Origin of the sequence: Streptomyces sp. NPDC085900, assembly GCF_044540925.1 — a bacterium.
Lineage (GTDB): Bacteria > Actinomycetota > Actinomycetes > Streptomycetales > Streptomycetaceae > Streptomyces > Streptomyces gilvifuscus.
This window is the reverse complement of sequence record NZ_JBITSP010000015.1, coordinates 41,630-59,676: the sequence shown is the minus strand read 5'-3', so window position 1 is coordinate 59,676 and position 18,047 is coordinate 41,630. Positions and strand designations below refer to the sequence as shown.

Genomic DNA, 18,047 nt, shown 5'->3' with positions numbered 1-18,047 from the left:
CGAGCGGGCGTCCCATCGTGTGTGACGGGCGGTCCGAGCCTCCCCCCTCGTGGCTCGGACCGCCCTCGGTTCCGCGCGCGAAGAACCGCGCGACCAAGGCTAGTTGACTCTCTGTCAGTGTCCAATCACAGTAGCGACAGAGACCTATCGACTTATTTATAGTTGGGCCCTGCCCGGGGCCGGAGAATGGGCAGGGAAAGGGGGAGGGCGGACCATGGATCTGGCCTTGCTGCGCACGTTCGTCACGGTGCACCGGGCCGGCTCCTTCACCCGCGCCGCCGCCCTGCTCGGCCTGTCACAGCCGGCTGTGACCTCCCAGATACGCACACTGGAACGGCAGCTGGGCCGCCCCCTGTTCCTGCGGCAGGCCCGCGGAGTGACCCCGACGACCATCGGGGACGAGCTCGCGCACAAGGCCGCCCCGCACCTCGACGCCCTGGTGGAGATCGCGGAGACCGGCCTCGACGACGAGTCCTCCTTACGGACCCTGCATCTCGCCGGTCCCCCCGAGTTCACCGCGGAACGCGCGCTGCCCGCTCTCACCGAGCTGACCGGCGAGGACGGCCAGGGCTTCGCGCTGCGCGCCTCCTTCGGGAACGCCGAGGAGACCCTGGAGGGGCTCGCCGCCGGGCATCACGATCTGGCCATCAGTACGGCACGTCCGCGCGGCGCCCTCCTCACGGCGACTCCGCTCTGCGACGAGGAGCACGTCCTGGTCGCCTCCGCGGCGCGGGCCGAGAAGATCGGCCGCTTGAAGCCTCGACGCAAGGGCGCACCCGCCCTCGAAGACGTCCCCGTGATCGAGGTGCACGAGTCGCTGCCCTTCGTCTCGCGCTACTGGGCCTCCGTCTTCGACTCCCGCCCGGCCGCCCCGGGCACCGTCATCGTCCCCGACCTGCGCGCCGTCCTCGCCTGTGCCGTGGCGGGTGGCGGTCTCGCGGTGCTGCCCCGCTATCTGTGCGCGAACGCGCTGGAGCGGGGACAGGTCGTGGCCCTGCACGATCCCGCGGTGCCGCCGCTGCGGACGTACTTCCTCGTGGTCCGTACCGGCACGCTCGCGATGCCGCACATCGCACGGGCACACGAATGGCTGTTGGGGGCAGCGGCCGACTGGTGCTGACCTGCGGTTTTCGCCAGCCCGAGCGGCGGTTACGGGGTGAGCTCGGCCGGTGACGACTTGCGATGTTTCACGTGGAACCATCCGGGCCACATTCCCCCCATGACCGTCCGACCCGTGGTCAAGCGCACCGCCCGTGCCGTTCTGCTGGACGGCGACGCCCTGATCCTCATCAAGCGCACGAAGCCCGGCGTAGATCCCTACTGGGTCACTCCCGGTGGCGGGGTCGAGCCCAGCGACACGACCGTCGTCGACGCCCTGCACCGAGAGGTGTACGAGGAGCTCGGCGCGAAGATCACCGATGTGGTGCCCTGTTTCGTCGACACCGTCGAGCACATCGGCGAGGACGCCGGCGCGACCGGCGTGAAGGTGCAGCACTTCTTCGTCTGCCGTCTGGAGTCCATGGACCCGAACCTGCGGCACGGTCCCGAGGTCGAGGAGCCCGCCGGCGAGTACGAGATCGTCCGCGTGCCGTTCACCCGGGTCGGGATCGCCTCCGTCCACCTCGTACCGCTGTCGCTGCGGCACTATCTGGACGGCAACATCGAGGGCGTGCGCGCCATGCACGCCCCGGACCTGGGCTGAGCCGCGGCCGGCCGGTCAGCTACCGATCATGGCGCACCAGCTCATACGCCTCCCACAGATCGCCGCCCAGGTAGGAGTGGGTCGCGAGACCTGACAGATGGCTGTCCGCATTGACCGCCACGGAGACCGGCACCACGCCGAACAGGTCCCTGTCGGACAGGGAGTCCCCGTAGGCCACGCAGTCGTCCCTCGTCACTCCGAACTCCGCGCACAGCCGGTCGGCGATCTCGACTTTGGCCGCCGCGCTGAGTACCCCGGTCGGGTCCACCGGCTCGGTGAACGGCACAGCGGGAAAGCGCGACCCGTGCGCGGCGTGGGCACCCCAGCCGAGGAGCTTCTCCACGAAGAACGACGGCGACAGCGACACGACGGCGCAGTATCCGCCCTGCCGTCGGATCGACGCCCAGACCTCCCTGATCCGCTCCAGCCACGGGGCCCCGTCGAAAGCGGCCGTCACATGGGCCTCGGTCAGTCCCGACCAGAGCGCGTGGACCTGGGCCGCGTACTCCGGTGGCCCTATCAGCCCCGCCGAGATCGCTTCGTCGAGCGCCCGGGCCTCGGCTTCCAGTCCCAGTTGCCGTGAGATCTCCACAGGCGACGTCGTGCCACGCAGCAACGTGCCGTCCAGGTCGAAGAGATGAAGTCTCGCCATGAGGCATGAGGCTAATCGCCGGGGTTGGTACGCCCGATGGCCGCGGCCCGATCCGCCGAGCGGGGGTTTCACGTGAAACGAACAGCAGCTGTCGACCTCCTGTGCAGTTGGCCACGACATGGCCAAAAGCTTCCTCGTCCCACCGGAAAGAGGTGGACGGCGAGGGCAGCGGTCGGACAGCCTGACCTGCGTGCCGACGCCTTCCCTCACCGCCCTGCCCATCCGCCGTCTGACGCTCCGCGATCTCGCCGCCTGCGCCGACCTGTCCGAGGACCGGGGGTGGCCACGCGAGGAACACAAATGGAGCCTCCTCCTGACGGCCGGGAAGGGGTACGGCATCGACGACCCCGACGGCGGCCTCGTCAGCGCCTGCGTCGTCACCGAGTACGGACGGCCGGACCGCCCCGACCTCGCGGCCATCGGCATGGTGCTGGTCGCCGAACGGCATGCCCGTCAGGGTGTCGGACGGCATCTGATGCGGCACATCGTCTCGGCCACGGGCACCACCCCGCTCACCCTGCACGCGACGCCGAACGGCCGTCCGCTGTACGAGGAGCTCGGCTTCAAGGTGACGGGCCGAGCCGAGATGCTGCGCGGACGGTTCGTTCCCGACGGGACCGAGCCCGATACCGTCACCCGCGCCGCGACCGCGGAGGACCTCACGGCCGTCCTCAGGCTGGACGAGGAGGTCTTCGGCACCGACCGCACCCACGTCATCGCCCGGCTTCCCGCCTTCGCCGACCATCTGCGGGTCGCCGAGGAGAACGGCCGGCTCATCGGACACGCGGCCGTGTGGCCCAACATGGACACCCATGTCGTCGGTCCGCTGATCGCGCGCGACACGGCGACGGCGAAGGCCCTCATCACCTCACTCGCGGCGCTCACCGACCGCCCCCTGCGAACCGACATCGACGTACGCCACGAAGAGCTGCTGTCCTGGGCGAAGGAACGGGGGCTGGCCTCCGTCGCCTTCAACTCGGTCATGACCCACCGGGTCCCGGACCTCCCCGGTGACTGGACCAGGCGCTTCGCTCCTCTGACGGTCGCGGCGGGCTGAGGTCTCCCGCCGGTCGGCATAGGGTGCCTGCCATGGGAGATCTTGAGATACGGCCCGCCACGGCCGACGACGTCCCCGAGATCGTCGCGATGCTCGCCGACGACCCGCTCGGTGCCCAACGCGAGTCACCGGACGATCTGGCTCCCTACCTCGCCGCGCTGGAACGGCTGACGTCCGATCCGAACCAGCACCTGGTCGTCGCCGTACGCGAGCACCGTGTCGTCGGCACCCTTCAGCTCACGATCATCCCCGGGCTCTCCCGGCACGGCGCCACCCGGTCGATCATCGAAGCCGTTCGCGTCCACGCGGACGAGCGGGGCAGCGGGCTGGGCACGCAGCTCATCGAGTGGGCGATCGACGCATCCCGTCGGGAGGGCTCCCAGTTGGTGCAGCTGACCTCAGACAACACCCGCACCGACGCCCACCGCTTCTACGAGCGACTCGGCTTCACGGCCTCACACGTGGGCTTCAAACTCCCCCTGTGAAGCCCTTGGTGAGGCCGAGCGGCGACGGGACGGAACGCGTGGGGAGAAGGCCCTGTTTCACGTGAAACAGGGCACGACACCACGCCGCCGCACTATCCGATCCCCCGCCATCCGTCCGGGTCCACCCCACCCGGCACGGAAGTCTCCTCGTCGTACGGCTGACGGGTGAACACGAAGGAGCCGAGGTCCAGGTGGCTCACGGTCCCGTCCGGCCGCCGTACGGCCTTCAGGGGCTCTCCGGCGTAGTAGCCCTCCAGGCCGGTCCAGGTGCCGTCGCCGTTCGGCCGGAAGCGTGAGCGGCGGCCGGTGCCGGACAGCGGCTCCAGCGAGACGAGCCCGTCGGCCGTGAGCCGCAGGGCGAAGCCGTATGTGCCCCAGTACCACTGGCCGGCCAACTCCAGTACGTCCGGGTCGACTTCACGCATCGGCCGCCACGGCTCGGGGATACGCGGTTCCGCCTCGGCGACGATGCGCACGAGATCGGCGCCCACGGTGGACACCAGCGGACCGGAGGTGCAGTTGGCCAGCACGACGGCCGCGACGTCGTCTTCGACGCTGATGGTGAGATTCGCGAGGAAGCCCGGCAGCGAGCCCGAGTGGCCCACGAGCAGCCGGCCGTGCCGCCCCTGGATCTGCATCCCGAGGCCGTACGACGTCCCGTCCATGACGTCCGCGGCCTCCGCCGGTGCCGCGGGCGTCCGCATCTCGCGCACGCTCCCGGCGTTCAGCACCCGGTCGTCCCCCTGCGTCAGGAACACCGCGAACTTCGCCAAGTCTCCGGTGGTGGACCAGAGTTGGCCGGCCGCCGCCATGCGTCCCAGGTCCTCGCTGGGCTCGGGCAACATGACGTCGGCCCAGGGGTGCACCGCCCAGCCGCCCGCGTGGGGCGCCCGGGGGTGGACGGTCGTACGGTCCAGCCCCAGGGGTTCCAGCACCTCGCGCCGGAGGACCTCTTCCCAAGGTGCCCCGCGCAGCTTCTCGACGAGTGCCCCCAGCAGGGTGTAGCCGGGGTTGGAGTAGTGGAAGCGGCGGCCCACCGGATGCGGCAGCGGGCCTTCGCCCAGCACATCGGCGAGTTCCGGCCGCAGGGATCCCGGTGTGCGCTCCCACCATGGCCCGGGCGACTCGGCGGCCAGCCCGCCCGTGTGGGCCAGCAGATCGGCGACGGTCGCCTCCCCCGCGCCGGTGCCGGGCAGATGCTTCTCCAGCGGGTCACCGAGGTCGAGAAGCCCCTCGTCGCGCAGGCGCAGCACCAGAACGGCGGTGAAGGTCTTGGTGATCGAGCCGATGCGGTACTGCACGTTCTCGTCCGGCCCGTGCCCGTCCACCGACGTTCGCGCACCGTGCCACACGGGCCGCCCGCCCCGCACCACCGTCGCCACGAGCGACGGCGCACGTCCTTCGGCCTGGGCCACGGCGATGCGGTGCAGCAGCGCCCTGCGCGTGCCGGGGAGCAGCTCTTCCTGGGGTGTCGTCATGGCCCCAGTCCATCCCGCGGGACGCCTGGTAGTCGAGTTCATTTGCGCCCGGGCGGCGCCGGTCAGGTCTGCGCCATGTCCACGAACCGCGAGTAGTGACCCTGGAAGGCGACGGTGATCGTAGCCGTGGGACCGTTTCGGTGCTTGCCCACGATGATGTCGGCCTCGCCCGCGCGCGGCGACTCCTTCTCGTAGGCGTCCTCGCGGTGCAGCAGGATCACCATGTCGGCGTCCTGCTCGATGGAGCCGGACTCACGCAGGTCGGAGACCATCGGCTTCTTGTCGGTGCGCTGCTCGGGGCCACGGTTGAGCTGCGAGAGCGCGATCACCGGGACCTCCAGCTCCTTGGCCAGGAGCTTGAGGTTACGGGACATGTCCGAGACCTCCTGCTGACGGCTCTCCGAGCGCTTGGAACCGCCGGACTGCATCAGCTGCAGGTAGTCGATGATCACGAGCTTGATGTCGTTGCGCTGCTTGAGCCGGCGGCACTTGGCGCGGATCTCCATCATCGACAGGTTCGGGGAGTCGTCGATGTAGAGCGGCGCGGAGGACACCTCGGGCATCCGGCGGGCCAGGCGCGTCCAGTCCTCGTCGGTCATGGTGCCGGACCGCATGTGGTGCAGGGCCACGCGCGCCTCGGCCGACAGCAGACGCATCGCGATCTCGTTGCGCCCCATTTCGAGGGAGAAGATGACGCTGGCCAGGTTGTGCTTGATCGAGGCCGCGCGCGCGAAGTCCAGTGCGAGCGTGGACTTACCCATCGCGGGACGGGCCGCGATGACGATCATCTGGCCGGGGTGCAGACCGTTGGTGAGCGAGTCGAGGTCCGTGAAGCCGGTGGGCACACCGGTCATCTCGCCGCTGCGGGAACCGATCGCCTCGATCTCGTCGAGGGCGCCCTCCATGATGTCGCCGAGCGGCAGATAGTCCTCGCTGGTGCGCTGCTCGGTGACCGCGTAGATCTCGGCCTGGGCGCGGTTGACGATCTCGTCGACGTCGTCGTCGGCCGCGTATCCCATCTGCGTGATGCGCGTGCCGGCCTCCACCAGCCGGCGCAGGACCGCGCGCTCGTGCACGATCTCCGCGTAGTACTCGGCGTTGGCCGCCGTCGGCACCGTCTGGACGAGGGTGTGCAGATACGATGCGCCGCCGACCTTGTTGATCTCGCCGCGCTTGGTGAGCTCGGCGGCGATCGTGATGGGGTCGGCGGGCTCGCCCTTGGCGTAGACGTCGAGGATCGCCTGGAAGATCGTCTCGTGGGCGGGCTTGTAGAAGTCGTGGCCCTTGATGATCTCGACGACGTCGGCGATGGCGTCCTTGGACAGCAGCATGCCGCCGAGCACGGACTGCTCGGCGTCGAGGTCCTGCGGCGGGACGCGCTCGAAGGCCGTGCCCCCGCCGTCCCAGCCGCTCTCGTCCCGGCCGTGGTCGTGCTGTTCGCCGCGACTCCGGCCGCCGTCACCGCGTCGGCGGGAGGCGGGCAGACGATCGCTGGGACCGCTGTCGGCCCACGGGTCGTCCAAGGGCTCGGAAATACTCACCGAGCCACCTCCTCCCGTCCGCCGAGCGGACCTAGCCGTGCCCATAGTTCTACGGCACGGCACTGACAAATGAGAGGCCCAACTCCGGTTCTGGCGCGTCGGTTTTGTGCTGCTTTCCCGGCCGACGCACGGAGTGGGCGCCGGACCACGGTAGGCCCGCGGGCACCGTCAGCCAATCTGGTTATCCACAGGCCATGTGGACGACGGCCCGGATGCTGTGGAGAACTCCGCGAAACCTGTGCACGACACGGTGGACAGCCCTGTGAACAAGCTCGCGCCCCGTCCGCCGTAACCCTTCTGACCTGCCCATTTGCCGTCCACCGGCTGTGCAGAAGAAAAACTTCCCCAGTCGGGCCAAGATCGTGTCGAACGGCGCGCGAATGAGCGCACGAAGAGACGGGAGGTAATGGTCACTCACGCTTTGCATCTCTTACCTGTGGACGATTACATTGGTGCACATGACACAGGCTCCCGCGACCTCCAGGGGCACCCGGCGACAGCACGACCGAGAGATCGTCGCCCTGGCCGTCCCGGCCTTCGGCGCACTCGTCGCCGAGCCTCTCTTCGTCATGGTCGACAGCGCGATCGTCGGCCACCTCGGCACGGCCCAGCTCGCCGGCCTGGGGGTCGCCTCGGCCCTCCTCACCACCGCGGTCAGCGTCTTCGTCTTCCTCGCCTACGCCACCACGGCGGCGGTCGCGCGACGCGTCGGCGCCGGTGATCTCCCAGCGGCCATCCGCCAGGGCATGGACGGAATCTGGCTGGCGATCCTTCTCGGTGCCCTCGTGATCGCCGTCATCCTTCCCACCGCACCGGCCATCGTGGACCTCTTCGGCGCCTCCCACACAGCGGCCCCCTACGCGACCACATACCTGAGGATCTCGGCCCTCGGCATCCCGGCCATGCTCGTCGTCCTCGCCTCGACCGGCGTCCTGCGTGGACTGCAGGACACGAAGACCCCGCTCTATGTCGCCGTCGCGGGCTTCGTCACCAACGCCGTCCTCAACGCGGGCCTCGTCTACGGCGCCGGCCTCGGTATCGCCGGCTCCGCCTGGGGCACGGTGATCGCACAGTGCGGCATGGCGGCCGTCTACTTGGCGGTGGTCGTCCGCGGAGCCCGCAGGCACGGAGCCTCCCTGCGACCAGACACGTCCGGCATCAGGGCTTCGGCTCAGGCCGGCGCACCTCTCCTGGTCCGCACGCTCTCCCTCCGGGCGATCCTGATGATCGCCACCGCCGTCGCCGCTCGTCTAGGGGACGCCGACATCGCGGCACATCAGATCGTGCTCTCCCTGTGGAGTCTGCTCGCCTTCGCTCTGGACGCCATCGCCATCGCCGGCCAGGCGATCATCGGGCGCTATCTCGGCGCGGACGATGCCGTGGGCGCCCGTCAGGCGTGCCGTCGCATGGTGGAGTGGGGCCTCGCGGTCGGCGTCATCCTCGGAGCGCTGGTCGTGCTGGCCAGGCCGGTGTTCCTGCCGCTGTTCACCAGCGATTCCACCGTGAAGGACGTGGCGCTGCCCGCTCTGGTGATCGTGGCGCTCTCGCAGCCCATCTGCGGGGTCGTCTTCGTCCTCGACGGCGTCCTGATGGGCGCGGGAGACGGACCGTACCTGGCGAAGGCCATGCTGGTCACGCTGGCGATCTTCGCACCGGTCGCGCTGCTCGTCCCCGTAATGGGCGGTGGACTGACCGCGCTGTGGGCCGCCATGACGCTGATGATGACGGTGCGGATGCTGACCTTGTGGCTGCGAGCCCGCTCCGGGCGCTGGCTGGTGACCGGGGCGACTCGGTGACGGTTTCACGTGAAACATCGCAGGGTCTGCCTCACTGACCGTTTCACGTGAAACATCACGCCCATGCAGAAGGGGCCGTACCCCACGGGTACGGCCCCTTCCCAGCTCTACAGCCGAAGCTGCTCAAGCCGAGCGCAGCGTCACGCCGCGACGACCTCGATGTTGACCTTGGCGGCAACCTCGGGGTGCAGACGCACGGACGTCTCGTGTGCGCCCAGGGTCTTGATGGGAGCGGTCAGCTCGATGCGGCGCTTGTCGACCTCGGGGCCACCGGAAGCCTTGATCGCGGAAGCGATGTCGGCCGGGGTGACGGAACCGAAGAGACGACCGGCGTCGCCGGAGCGGACGGCCAGACGGACCTTGACGGCCTCGAGCTGGCCCTTGACCTGGTTGGCCTGCTCGATGGTCTGGATCTCGTGGATCTTGCGAGCGCGACGGATCTGCTCGACGTCCTTCTCGCCACCCTTGGTCCAGCGGATAGCGAACTTCCGCGGGATCAGGTAGTTGCGAGCGTAACCGTCCTTGACGTCGACGACGTCGCCCGCGGCACCGAGGCCGGAGACCTCGTGGGTCAGGATGATCTTCATGCGTAAGTCACCCTTTCCTTAACGCGCGGTGGACGTGTAGGGCAGCAGCGCCATCTCACGGCTGTTCTTGACGGCCGTGGCGACGTCACGCTGGTGCTGCGTGCAGTTGCCGGTCACGCGGCGGGCACGGATCTTGCCGCGGTCGGAAATGAACTTCCGCAGCATGTTCGTGTCCTTGTAGTCCACGTACGTGACCTTGTCCTTGCAGAAAGCGCAGACCTTCTTCTTCGGCTTGCGCACAGGCGGCTTCGCCATGGTGTATCTCCTGTGTGATCAAGAAGTTTGGGTAACGACCCGCCCTCGACCCAACAGGCCCGGAGATCCGGACCCGAAGGGCTAGAAGGGGGGCTCGTCCGAGTAGCCGCCGCCACCGCCGCCGGAGTTTCCACCCCAGCCACCGCCGCCGCCCTGGTTGCCACCGGCGGGAGCGCCGGTCGCCCACGGGTCGTCGGCGGGAGCGCCGCCGCCCTGCTGGCCGCCACCGGAGCCGCCGCCCCAGCCGCCGCCACCCTGGCCGCCGCCACCGCCGCTGTAACCGCCCTGGCCCTGCCCACCGCGACCGGCGGTCTTGGTGACCTTGGCCGTGGCGTTGCGCAGGCTGGCGCCGACTTCCTCGACGTCCAGCTCGTAGACCGTGCGCTTGACACCCTCACGGTCCTCGTAGGACCGCTGCTTCAGCCGGCCCTGCACGATGACGCGCATGCCTCGCTGGAGCGACTCGGCGACGTTCTCCGCCGCCTGACGCCAGACCGAGCAGGTCAGAAAGAGGCTCTCGCCGTCCTTCCACTCGTTCGTCTGACGGTCGAAGGTGCGGGGGGTGGACGCGACACGGAACTTCGCGACCGCCGCACCGGAAGGGGTGAAGCGCAGCTCGGGGTCATCGACAAGATTGCCGACGACCGTGATGACGGTCTCGCCTGCCATGGGGGAACCTCTCGGCGGGTTTGCTGCTGGCTGCTTGTGCTGCTACTCGAATCCCGAGATCGGCTGAGCGGAAGCTCAGTGGGTCTCGGGGCGGAGGACCTTGGTCCGGAGGACCGACTCGTTCAGGTTCATCTGGCGGTCGAGCTCCTTGACGACCGCAGGCTCGGCCTGCAGGTCGATGACCGAGTAGATGCCCTCAGGCTTCTTCTTGATCTCGTACGAGAGACGACGACGGCCCCAGGTGTCGACCTTCTCGACCTTGCCGTTGCCCTCACGGACGACGGAGAGGAAGTTCTCGATCAGGGGGGCGACAGCGCGCTCCTCCAGATCGGGGTCGAGGATGACCATCACCTCGTAGTGACGCATGTGGAACCCACCTCCTTTGGACTCAGCGGCCACGGTCGTTCCGTGGCAGGAGGGTCGTGATGCGTACGCAACGGTATCGGCCGCCACTGACAATCGGGGTGACCTCGCGGTTTACCCGATCGGGGCTGGGCAGACACCAATGCAGACGGTACAGACTACCCGTACACCGGCTTCCGGTTGAAATCCGGCCCGGGAGCCCGTCAGTCTGTACACATCGGGTGTGTATGGCGCTACGATGCGCCGCCTTTCGCAGGAGGTGCCCCATGGCACAGGCATTGCGACCCAACACCGCCGGAGGCCTCTTCGCCACGGACGGAAAGCCCCACCCCATCCAGGACACGCTGACGGCGGTCACCCTGGTGCTCGGTGTGACGGCGTTCGTGACGGGCTTCTTCGACCAGCTGCACCTGCTGGCCTCCTGGGCCGGCCTGGTGGGCATCCTCACCGGTGCGTACGGCCAGTGGATCTCGGAGACGACACGCGAGCGCTTCGGACTGATCCTGGGTCTCGGCGCCTCCGGCGTGGGCTTCTTCCTCGGCATGGCGCACGGTGGCCTCTTCGGCGGACTCATCGGCGGCTGACGCCAGGGACACCGGCTCCCCAACTCGACACAAAGCACCACGCAACGCCCCGGCGGCCCATGAGCCGGGGCGTGGGTTCCGTACGCCCAGCCGGGGCGCGCGCAAGGCGCAGTAGGCTTCGGCCCCAGAGCCGGAGCCCCTGTACCCATGGGGACACACCAGCCCGAGGAGCGCCCCGACATGAGCCTGACCCTGAGGACGATCAGCCGCGAGCAGCATCTGGCGTACATCCAGAGCCTGCCGGCGGCGAGCCACATGCAGGTCCCGGCCTGGGCCGATGTCAAGGCCGAGTGGCGGTCCGAGAGCCTGGGTTGGTTCGACGAGCGGACCGGTGAGATGGTCGGCGCGGGTCTCGTCCTCTACCGCCAGCTGCCGAAGATCAAGCGCTACCTCGCCTACCTGCCCGAGGGCCCGGTCATCAACTGGTTCGCGCCGAATCTGACCGAGTGGCTGGAACCGATGCTCGCCCACCTCAAGCACCAGGGCGCCTTCTCGGTGAAGATGGGCCCGCCGGTGATCATCCGCCGCTGGGACGCCAACTCCATCAAGCAGGGCATCCAGAGCCCGGACGTGAAGCGGCTGCGGGACATCGAGGCCGACTTCATCGAGCCGCGGGCCTTCGAGGTGGCCGACAAGCTGCGCCGCATGGGCTGGCAGCAGGGCGAGGACGGCGGCGCCGGCTTCGGTGACGTGCAGCCCCGTTACGTCTTCCAGGTACCGCTGGCCAACCGCTCCCTGGAAGAGGTCCACAAGAACTTCAACCAGCTGTGGCGCCGCAACATCAAGAAGGCCGAGAAGGCCGGCGTCGAGGTCGTCCAGGGCGGCTACCAGGACCTCGAGGAATGGCAGCGGCTGTACGAGATCACGGCCGTGCGCGACCACTTCCGGCCGCGCCCGCTGTCGTACTTCCAGCGCATGTGGACGGCCCTCAACACCGAGGACCCCAACCGCATGCGGCTGTACTTCGCCCGGCACAACGGCGTGAACCTGTCGGCGGCGACCATGCTGATCGTCGGCGGGCACGTCTGGTACTCCTACGGCGCCTCCGACAACATCGGCCGCGAGGTCCGGCCCTCCAACGCGATGCAGTGGCGGATGCTCCGCGACGCCTACGCGCTCGGCGCGACGGTGTACGACCTGCGCGGCATCTCCGACTCGCTGGACGAGACCGACCACCTCTTCGGCCTGATCCAGTTCAAGGTGGGCACGGGCGGCCAGGCCGCCGAGTACCTCGGCGAGTGGGACTTCCCGCTCAACAAGCTGCTCCACAAGGCGCTCGACATCTACATGTCACGCCGCTGAATCCCCGTGTCGCGCCGCTGAGGCCGCGTCCTTCGCTTCAATAGCTCTCATACCTCTGCTACACCGCAGCCACCAGAAAGGTTCCAGGTCCGGCCATGGCGCTCACGCTCTACGTCGACACCGCGCGCTGGCGGGCGCACCACAAGCAGGTGCAGGAGCAGTTCCCGGGCCTCGTCCCGGTCTGCAAGGGCAACGGCTACGGCTTCGGGCACGAGCGCCTGGCGGAGGAGGCCACGCGGCTGGGCTCGGACGTCCTCGCCGTCGGCACGACGTACGAGGCCGCGCGCATCAAGGACTTCTTCGGCGGAGACCTGCTGGTGCTGACGCCGTACCGGCGTGGCGAGGAGCCCGTGCCGCTGCCGGACCGGGTCATCCGCTCGGTGTCGTCCATCGACGGCGTGTACGGCCTCGTGGGCGCCCGGGTGGTCATCGAGGTGATGTCCTCGATGAAGCGCCACGGCATCAGCGCCCAAGACCTCCCGCAGCTGCACGCCGCCATAGAGAACGTGCGCCTCGAAGGCTTCGCCATCCACCTGCCGCTGGACCGCACGGACGGCTCGGACGCCGTCGAGGAGGTCATCGGCTGGATGGACCATCTGCGCGCGGCCCGGCTGCCGTTGCACACGATGTTCGTCAGCCACCTCAAGGCCGACGAACTGCACCGGCTGCAGCAGCAGTTCCCGCAGACCCGCTTCCGCGCCCGGATCGGCACCCGGCTGTGGCTGGGGGACCACGACGCCACCGAGTACCGCGGGGCGGTCCTGGACGTCACGCGCGTCGCCAAGGGCGACCGCTTCGGCTACCGCCAGCAGAAGGCGGCCTCGGACGGCTTCCTGGTGGTCGTGGCGGGCGGTACGTCGCACGGGGTGGGCCTGGAGGCCCCCAAGGCGCTGCACGGCGTCATGCCGCGCGCCAAGGGCGTCGCCAGGGCCGGCCTGGCCACGGTGAACCGGAACCTTTCTCCGTTCGTCTGGGCGGGCAAGCAGCGCTGGTTCGCCGAGCCGCCGCACATGCAGGTCTCCATCCTGTTCGTGCCGGCGGACGCGCCCGAGCCGAAGGTCGGCGAGGAACTGGTGGCCCATCTGCGGCACACCACCACGCAGTTCGACCGGATCGTCGACCGCTGACCGGCATACGGCGGTCGGGAGACCGCTGAGCAACAGACCCGGAGCAGCCGAAAGGCCGTACACGAGCACTTCGTGTACGGCCTTTCGTGTGGCCCTTCTACGACGTGTTCGCTCAGAGCGAACCGTCCGTCGGGGACGCCGTCCCCTGGCCGCCCCACTCCACCTGCTGTCCCTCGAAGTGGGCCGCGTGCCGCGGGGGATGGGCCGCCGCGCCGACCACGAACACGTCCTCGGCACCGTCCAGCACGCCCCCTGAGGGGTCGTCGTCGCCCGCCCTGCGCACGGGGTCCCGCTCCGGCATGAGGATGTCGCGTACGACGACGGCGCACAGGTAGAGCGTCCCCAGCAGGTGTACGCCGACCGCCCACTGGTAGCCGACCTCCGGCAGGCCCTTGTGGGCGTCCCCGCTGGTCGTGTACGCGAGGTACATCCAGATCCCGAGGTAGTACACGACCTCGCACGCCTGCCAGATCAGGAAGTCCCGCCACTTGGGGCGGGCCAGGACGGCCAGCGGGACGAGCCACAGGACGTACTGGGGCGAGTAGACCTTGTTGGTGACGATGAACACCGCGACGATCAGGAACGCGAGCTGGGCGAAGCGCGGTCGACGGGGGGCCGTCATGGTGAGCACCGCGATGCCGACGCAGCAGAGCACCACCAGTGACGTGGCGATGTTGTTGACCGTGTCGGTGGACAGCGGGTCGGTGGAGTGCTGGGCCAGGATCAGCCAGAAGGATCCGAAGTCCACGCCCCGGTCGTGGCTGAACTTGTAGAACTGCACCCAGCCGTCCCAGGCGAAGAACATCACCGGCAGGTTCACCACGAGCCAGGAGACGACCGCGCCGCCCAGCGCTCTGCCGAAGTCCCGCCACTTGCCCGCTCGCCAGCACAGCAGGAACAGCGGGCCCAGCAGGAAGACGGGATACAGCTTGGCGGCCGTGGCAAGGCCCAGGAGGACGCCGAAGGCGAGGGAGCGGCCCCGGGACCACATCAGCATCGCCGCGGCCGTCAGAGCGACCGCCAGCAGGTCCCAGTTGATGGTGGCGGTCAGCGCGAAGGCGGGCGCCAGGGCGACCAGCAGGCCGTCCCAGGGCCGACGGGCCTGCGTACGGGCCACACAGACCGCGATGACCGCCGCGCACACCATCAGCATCCCGGCGTTGACCATCCAGTACCACTGTTCCTGGTCCTGGATGCTGCCGCTGCCCGGCGTGAGCCATGCGGCGACCTCCATGAACACACCGGTCAGCACCGGGTATTCGAGGTACGGCATGTCGCCGGAGAGCTTGTCGAAGTACGGCACGAGCCCGTCGGCGAAGCCGCGTCCCTGGTAGAGGTGCGGAATGTCCGAGTAGCAGGCCTTCGTGTACTGCGAACTGGCACCGAAAAACCAGGCGCTGTTGTAGCAGGGCGCCTTCTGGATCATTCCGAGGGCGAACATGCCGATCGCGACGAGCGCGACGACCCGGACGGGGGTCCACCAGGACATTCCGAGCAGGGCCCGTCGGCCGAGGGGGCCGCCGATCAGCTCACTGCCGGACCGGGCGACCGGGTCCTCCCTGGTCGGACGCACCGTGTCCGGCTCGTGCACGCTCGCTTGCGTCGATTCTGCGCTGGGCATGTCGCACATCCTGCCGTACATGTCTGGGAATACGCCGAGGGCCGCCTCACCCTCTCAGGTGCGGCGGCCCTTGTTTCACGTGAAACACATTTGCGTGTTTCACGTGAAACACCCGTGCTGGGCGTTTTGGCGGCTAGCCGCCCGAGCCCCCGAAGAGGCCTCCGTTGCCGTTCCCTCTCGTGTTCCCGGTCCCTGAGGTGTCCGTGGCCGTCGGTGTCGGGGTCACGCCTCCGTCCGTCCCGCCGGTGTCCGTGCCGCCGTTGGTGCTGCACTGCCAGCTGAACTTGCAGGACTCGCTCGGCGAGGGCGAGGGGCTGGTCAGCGTCTCGCTGGGCGTCGGACTCGGCGTCGGGCTCGTCGCCGTCTCGCTCGGCGTGATGCTCGGCGTCGGGCTGGGCACGTCGTTGACGATCTCACCGATGGGCTCCGGCGTCGGGAAGTCCTTCGCCGGCCGGCCCTTCAGCGCCTGCTCCATGTAGTCGTGCCAGATCTCGGCCGGGAACGAGGCACCGTGGATCTTCTCCTGGCCGCCGGTCCCGTACATCTCCAGGAACTCGCGCTGCTTGTTCTTCTCGTTGTCGTCCAGCCGGAACATGGTGATCGCCGTGGACAGCTGCGGGGTGTAGCCCACGAACCAGGCGGACTTGTTGCCGTCGGTGGTACCGGTCTTGCCGGCCACCTGCCGACCCGTAAGCCGAGCGCTGGTACCCGTTCCCTTGTCGACCACGGTCTTCAGGACGTCCGTGACGTTGTCGGCGACCTGCGGCGTGAACGCCTCCTTGCTCACGACCTTGTGGCTGTAGACCGTCCCGTCTCTGCTCGTGACCCTTTGCACGGAGTACGGATCACGCTGCTCGCCACTGGACGCGAACGTGGCGTACGCGCCCGCCATCCGGATCGCGCTGGGATCGGAGATACCGATGGAGAACGACGGGAAGCTGGTACCGGCGAGGCTGCCCGGCAGGATGCCCGCGTCCTCCGCGGACTCCTTGACCTTGTCCAGGCCGACGTCCATGCCCAGCTGGACATAGGCGGAGTTCACCGAGAACTGCATCGCCTCGCGGAGGTCGATCCGGTAGTCCGGCGGGTTGCCCAGCGACTCGTTGCCGTCATTGGTCTGGAGCCACTCCTTGCCCTTGTCGTCCTTCCAGAAGTCGCCGTTGTACTCCTTGATCTTGAGCTTGTTCTTGCCGCTGTAGAGGCTCTTGGGCGAGACCTGGGTGCGCTCGTCCTGCGGCTGCTCCTCCGGGCCCTCAGGGTCGCGCACGCCCCACTTCATGGCCGCCGCGAGCACGAACGGCTTGAAGGTCGACCCGACCTGGGCACCGGTCGAGTCGGCGTTGTTCGTGAAGTGCTTGGTCGCGTCCCCACCGCCGTAGATGGCCTCGATGGCCCCGCTCGTCGGATCCACGGAGGCTCCGCCGAACTGGACGTGCGTGTCCGTCTTCGGGCGCTGCTTGGGCTTGATGTTGGCCTTCTGGATGTTCGTGACCGCGGTCTGGAGCTGCTTGACCTTCTTCTTGTCGAAGGTCGTGTAGATCGAGTAGCCGCCCGTCTCCAGTTGGTCGGAGGTGAGGATCTTCTTGTTGACGAGATACGCCTTGGCGAGGTCGACGAGGTAGCCGACCTGACCGCTCAGCTTGTTGTTGGAGCGAGGGTTCTGCCACTTGGGGAGCGTGGTGAACTTGGCCCGTTCCGACGCACTCAGATGGCCGTACTGGACCATCTTGTCCAGGGTGTTCTGCATCTGTGCCAGGGCCCGCTTCTGGTTGGCCTGGGGAGTGGCGGCCTCGTCGAAGGACGTCGCACCCGCCGGGTCGTAGTACGTGGCACCCTTCAGCATCGCCGCCAGGAAGGCGCACTGGCCGGCATCCAGGTCGACGGCGTCCTTGTTGAAGTACGCGCGCGCGGCCGCCTGAATGCCGTAGGCCCCGCGCCCGTAGTACGCGGAGTTCAGGTAGCCCTGCATGATCTCGTCCTTCTTCATGGTGGAGCCCACCTTGATCGAGACGAGGATCTCCTTGAACTTCCGCGAGACCGTCTGGGACTGGTCGGCCAGCATCGCGTTCTTCACATACTGCTGGGTGATGGTCGAGCCGCCCTGCGTCTCACCGCCACGGGCCATGTTGAACAGGGCGCGGGCGATGCCCTTGGGGTCGATGCCGCTGTCCGTGTAGAAGGTCTTGTTCTCCTGGGAGATGACGGCGTACTGCATCTCCTTCGGAATTTGCGAGAGGTTGACGATCTGACGGTTGGTCTCGCCACCCGTGGCGACCATCTCGCTGCCGTCGGACCAGTAGAAGACGTTGTTCTGGGCCGTGGCGGTCTTGGCGAGGTCCGGGACGCCCACCATGGCGTAGGCGATGCCCGCCGCGGCCACCATGCTGCCGAAGAACCCGATGAAGAGCCCGGTGACGAGCTTCCACGACGGCACCCAGCGCGCCGCCCCGTACTTGCCCGCGCGCGGATAGTCGATGATCCGCTTCTTGCCGGGAGGAGCCGCGCGGCCCCTGCCCGGCCCGCCGGGCGGCGCACCGCGTCGACCTCCGCGGGCGGGCTCGGGCGCCCTGCGGCGACTTCCTGTACTTCTCTGTGCCGCGCGCCGGGCCTCGGCGCGGCCGCTGTACGACCGCTCCTCCTCAACCGGCTGCTGTCCCAGCCCGTAATCGGCCGGGGACCCGGTGGCGCCTCGCGGTGCCGCGCGGCGGCCGGAGGACGAGCCGGACTGGCCGCGTCGGGCCGCGGCACGTCCGCCTCCCTGCGGCTGCGGCGGTTTGCGACGGTGCTCGCTCATCGAACGACTACTCCTCGGGCAGGCGCACCCTTGC

General features: G+C 68.6%; 17 protein-coding genes. 8 read left to right on the top strand and 9 right to left on the bottom strand.

The annotated features are described in order from the left end of the window. The first annotated feature begins 214 nt into the window (after nucleotides 1-214). Nucleotides 215-1,120 (top strand): LysR family transcriptional regulator, encoded by a 906-nt coding sequence (locus tag ACIGDI_RS37555; RefSeq protein ID WP_399906532.1) that lies wholly within the window; start codon nucleotides 215-217, stop codon nucleotides 1,118-1,120. A 99-nt stretch (nucleotides 1,121-1,219) separates the two neighbouring features. Then, the gene (locus tag ACIGDI_RS37550) at nucleotides 1,220-1,702 is read left to right on the top strand and encodes an NUDIX domain-containing protein (protein ID WP_399906529.1); all 483 of its coding nucleotides are present in this window, start codon (nucleotides 1,220-1,222) and stop codon (nucleotides 1,700-1,702) included. 19 nt (nucleotides 1,703-1,721) lie between these two features. Here the strand turns inward: ACIGDI_RS37550 and ACIGDI_RS37545 are convergent, their stop codons facing one another. Further along, entirely contained in the window at nucleotides 1,722-2,354 is a 633-nt protein-coding gene (locus ACIGDI_RS37545; RefSeq protein ID WP_399906526.1) for an HAD family hydrolase, read from the bottom strand. Nucleotides 2,355-2,544: 190 nt separating this feature from the next. Between ACIGDI_RS37545 and ACIGDI_RS37540 the strand changes: the two genes are divergently transcribed. Next, nucleotides 2,545-3,411 (top strand): GNAT family N-acetyltransferase, encoded by an 867-nt coding sequence (locus tag ACIGDI_RS37540; RefSeq protein WP_399906524.1) that lies wholly within the window; start codon nucleotides 2,545-2,547, stop codon nucleotides 3,409-3,411. Nucleotides 3,412-3,443: 32 nt separating this feature from the next. Beyond that, nucleotides 3,444-3,896, top strand: coding sequence for a GNAT family N-acetyltransferase (locus ACIGDI_RS37535; protein ID WP_399906522.1), 453 nt, complete (start codon nucleotides 3,444-3,446; stop codon nucleotides 3,894-3,896). A 92-nt stretch (nucleotides 3,897-3,988) separates the two neighbouring features. On the opposite strand, the gene ACIGDI_RS37530 is transcribed toward ACIGDI_RS37535, so the two are convergent. After that, nucleotides 3,989-5,374: a serine hydrolase domain-containing protein gene (locus tag ACIGDI_RS37530; RefSeq protein WP_399906519.1), complete on the bottom strand. Its 1,386-nt coding sequence runs from the start codon at nucleotides 5,372-5,374 to the stop codon at nucleotides 3,989-3,991. Between the two features lie 62 nt (nucleotides 5,375-5,436). Continuing rightward, the gene (gene dnaB, locus ACIGDI_RS37525; protein WP_142153544.1) at nucleotides 5,437-6,915 is read right to left on the bottom strand and encodes a replicative DNA helicase; all 1,479 of its coding nucleotides are present in this window, start codon (nucleotides 6,913-6,915) and stop codon (nucleotides 5,437-5,439) included. A gap of 458 nt (nucleotides 6,916-7,373) precedes the next feature. Here dnaB and ACIGDI_RS37520 point away from each other — a divergent pair, with 458 nt between their 5' ends. Then, complete coding sequence (locus ACIGDI_RS37520) at nucleotides 7,374-8,711, top strand: MATE family efflux transporter (protein ID WP_399906516.1); 1,338 nt, start codon at nucleotides 7,374-7,376, stop codon at nucleotides 8,709-8,711. Between the two features lie 140 nt (nucleotides 8,712-8,851). Here the strand turns inward: ACIGDI_RS37520 and rplI are convergent, their stop codons facing one another. The 4 genes from rplI to rpsF form a co-directional block, all read right to left on the bottom strand. Next, on the bottom strand, nucleotides 8,852-9,298 hold the full coding sequence (rplI, locus tag ACIGDI_RS37515; protein WP_142153548.1) for a 50S ribosomal protein L9: 447 nt from the start codon (nucleotides 9,296-9,298) through the stop codon (nucleotides 8,852-8,854). A gap of 18 nt (nucleotides 9,299-9,316) precedes the next feature. Beyond that, nucleotides 9,317-9,553, bottom strand: coding sequence for a 30S ribosomal protein S18 (rpsR, locus tag ACIGDI_RS37510; protein ID WP_003949403.1), 237 nt, complete (start codon nucleotides 9,551-9,553; stop codon nucleotides 9,317-9,319). An 81-nt stretch (nucleotides 9,554-9,634) separates the two neighbouring features. Further along, the gene (locus ACIGDI_RS37505) at nucleotides 9,635-10,222 is read right to left on the bottom strand and encodes a single-stranded DNA-binding protein (protein WP_200703076.1); all 588 of its coding nucleotides are present in this window, start codon (nucleotides 10,220-10,222) and stop codon (nucleotides 9,635-9,637) included. A gap of 75 nt (nucleotides 10,223-10,297) precedes the next feature. Beyond that, entirely contained in the window at nucleotides 10,298-10,588 is a 291-nt protein-coding gene (rpsF, locus tag ACIGDI_RS37500) for a 30S ribosomal protein S6 (RefSeq protein ID WP_005482942.1), read from the bottom strand. Between the two features lie 263 nt (nucleotides 10,589-10,851). On the opposite strand from rpsF, the gene ACIGDI_RS37495 reads away from it, so the two are divergent. The 3 genes from ACIGDI_RS37495 to ACIGDI_RS37485 all read left to right on the top strand — a co-directional run bounded on the left by ACIGDI_RS37495 (nucleotide 10,852) and on the right by ACIGDI_RS37485 (nucleotide 13,598). After that, complete coding sequence (locus tag ACIGDI_RS37495) at nucleotides 10,852-11,169, top strand: hypothetical protein (protein ID WP_399906511.1); 318 nt, start codon at nucleotides 10,852-10,854, stop codon at nucleotides 11,167-11,169. A 180-nt stretch (nucleotides 11,170-11,349) separates the two neighbouring features. Then, entirely contained in the window at nucleotides 11,350-12,471 is a 1,122-nt protein-coding gene (femX, locus tag ACIGDI_RS37490) for a peptidoglycan bridge formation glycyltransferase FemX (protein WP_200703078.1), read from the top strand. A 95-nt stretch (nucleotides 12,472-12,566) separates the two neighbouring features. Continuing rightward, nucleotides 12,567-13,598, top strand: coding sequence for an alanine racemase (locus tag ACIGDI_RS37485; RefSeq protein ID WP_399906508.1), 1,032 nt, complete (start codon nucleotides 12,567-12,569; stop codon nucleotides 13,596-13,598). A gap of 112 nt (nucleotides 13,599-13,710) precedes the next feature. Here ACIGDI_RS37485 and ACIGDI_RS37480 read toward each other — a convergent pair whose 3' ends face one another. Together ACIGDI_RS37480 and ACIGDI_RS37475 are read right to left on the bottom strand one after the other, a co-directional pair. Further along, nucleotides 13,711-15,219 carry a glycosyltransferase family 87 protein gene (locus ACIGDI_RS37480; RefSeq protein ID WP_399906506.1) on the bottom strand — a complete coding sequence of 503 codons (1,509 nt, stop codon included), beginning with the start codon at nucleotides 15,217-15,219 and terminating at the stop codon, nucleotides 13,711-13,713. A gap of 133 nt (nucleotides 15,220-15,352) precedes the next feature. After that, nucleotides 15,353-18,013 (bottom strand): transglycosylase domain-containing protein, encoded by a 2,661-nt coding sequence (locus ACIGDI_RS37475; RefSeq protein WP_399906504.1) that lies wholly within the window; start codon nucleotides 18,011-18,013, stop codon nucleotides 15,353-15,355. Between the last annotated feature and the right edge of the window lie 34 nt (nucleotides 18,014-18,047).

What these genes read in the sequence shown, in the direction of transcription:
- ACIGDI_RS37555 (WP_399906532.1), top strand. Translation starts at nt 215, where the DNA reads ATGGATCTGGCCTTGCTGCGCACGTTCGTCACGGTGCACCGGGCCGGC.
- ACIGDI_RS37550 (WP_399906529.1), top strand. Translation starts at nt 1,220, where the DNA reads ATGACCGTCCGACCCGTGGTCAAGCGCACCGCCCGTGCCGTTCTGCTG.
- ACIGDI_RS37545 (WP_399906526.1), bottom strand. Translation starts at nt 2,354, where the DNA reads ATGGCGAGACTTCATCTCTTCGACCTGGACGGCACGTTGCTGCGTGGC.
- ACIGDI_RS37535 (WP_399906522.1), top strand. Translation starts at nt 3,444, where the DNA reads ATGGGAGATCTTGAGATACGGCCCGCCACGGCCGACGACGTCCCCGAG.
- ACIGDI_RS37530 (WP_399906519.1), bottom strand. Translation starts at nt 5,374, where the DNA reads ATGACGACACCCCAGGAAGAGCTGCTCCCCGGCACGCGCAGGGCGCTG.
- ACIGDI_RS37520 (WP_399906516.1), top strand. Translation starts at nt 7,374, where the DNA reads ATGACACAGGCTCCCGCGACCTCCAGGGGCACCCGGCGACAGCACGAC.
- rplI (WP_142153548.1), bottom strand. Translation starts at nt 9,298, where the DNA reads ATGAAGATCATCCTGACCCACGAGGTCTCCGGCCTCGGTGCCGCGGGC.
- rpsR (WP_003949403.1), bottom strand. Translation starts at nt 9,553, where the DNA reads ATGGCGAAGCCGCCTGTGCGCAAGCCGAAGAAGAAGGTCTGCGCTTTC.
- ACIGDI_RS37505 (WP_200703076.1), bottom strand. Translation starts at nt 10,222, where the DNA reads ATGGCAGGCGAGACCGTCATCACGGTCGTCGGCAATCTTGTCGATGAC.
- rpsF (WP_005482942.1), bottom strand. Translation starts at nt 10,588, where the DNA reads ATGCGTCACTACGAGGTGATGGTCATCCTCGACCCCGATCTGGAGGAG.
- ACIGDI_RS37495 (WP_399906511.1), top strand. Translation starts at nt 10,852, where the DNA reads ATGGCACAGGCATTGCGACCCAACACCGCCGGAGGCCTCTTCGCCACG.
- femX (WP_200703078.1), top strand. Translation starts at nt 11,350, where the DNA reads ATGAGCCTGACCCTGAGGACGATCAGCCGCGAGCAGCATCTGGCGTAC.
- ACIGDI_RS37485 (WP_399906508.1), top strand. Translation starts at nt 12,567, where the DNA reads ATGGCGCTCACGCTCTACGTCGACACCGCGCGCTGGCGGGCGCACCAC.
- ACIGDI_RS37480 (WP_399906506.1), bottom strand. Translation starts at nt 15,219, where the DNA reads ATGCCCAGCGCAGAATCGACGCAAGCGAGCGTGCACGAGCCGGACACG.
- ACIGDI_RS37475 (WP_399906504.1), bottom strand. Translation starts at nt 18,013, where the DNA reads ATGAGCGAGCACCGTCGCAAACCGCCGCAGCCGCAGGGAGGCGGACGT.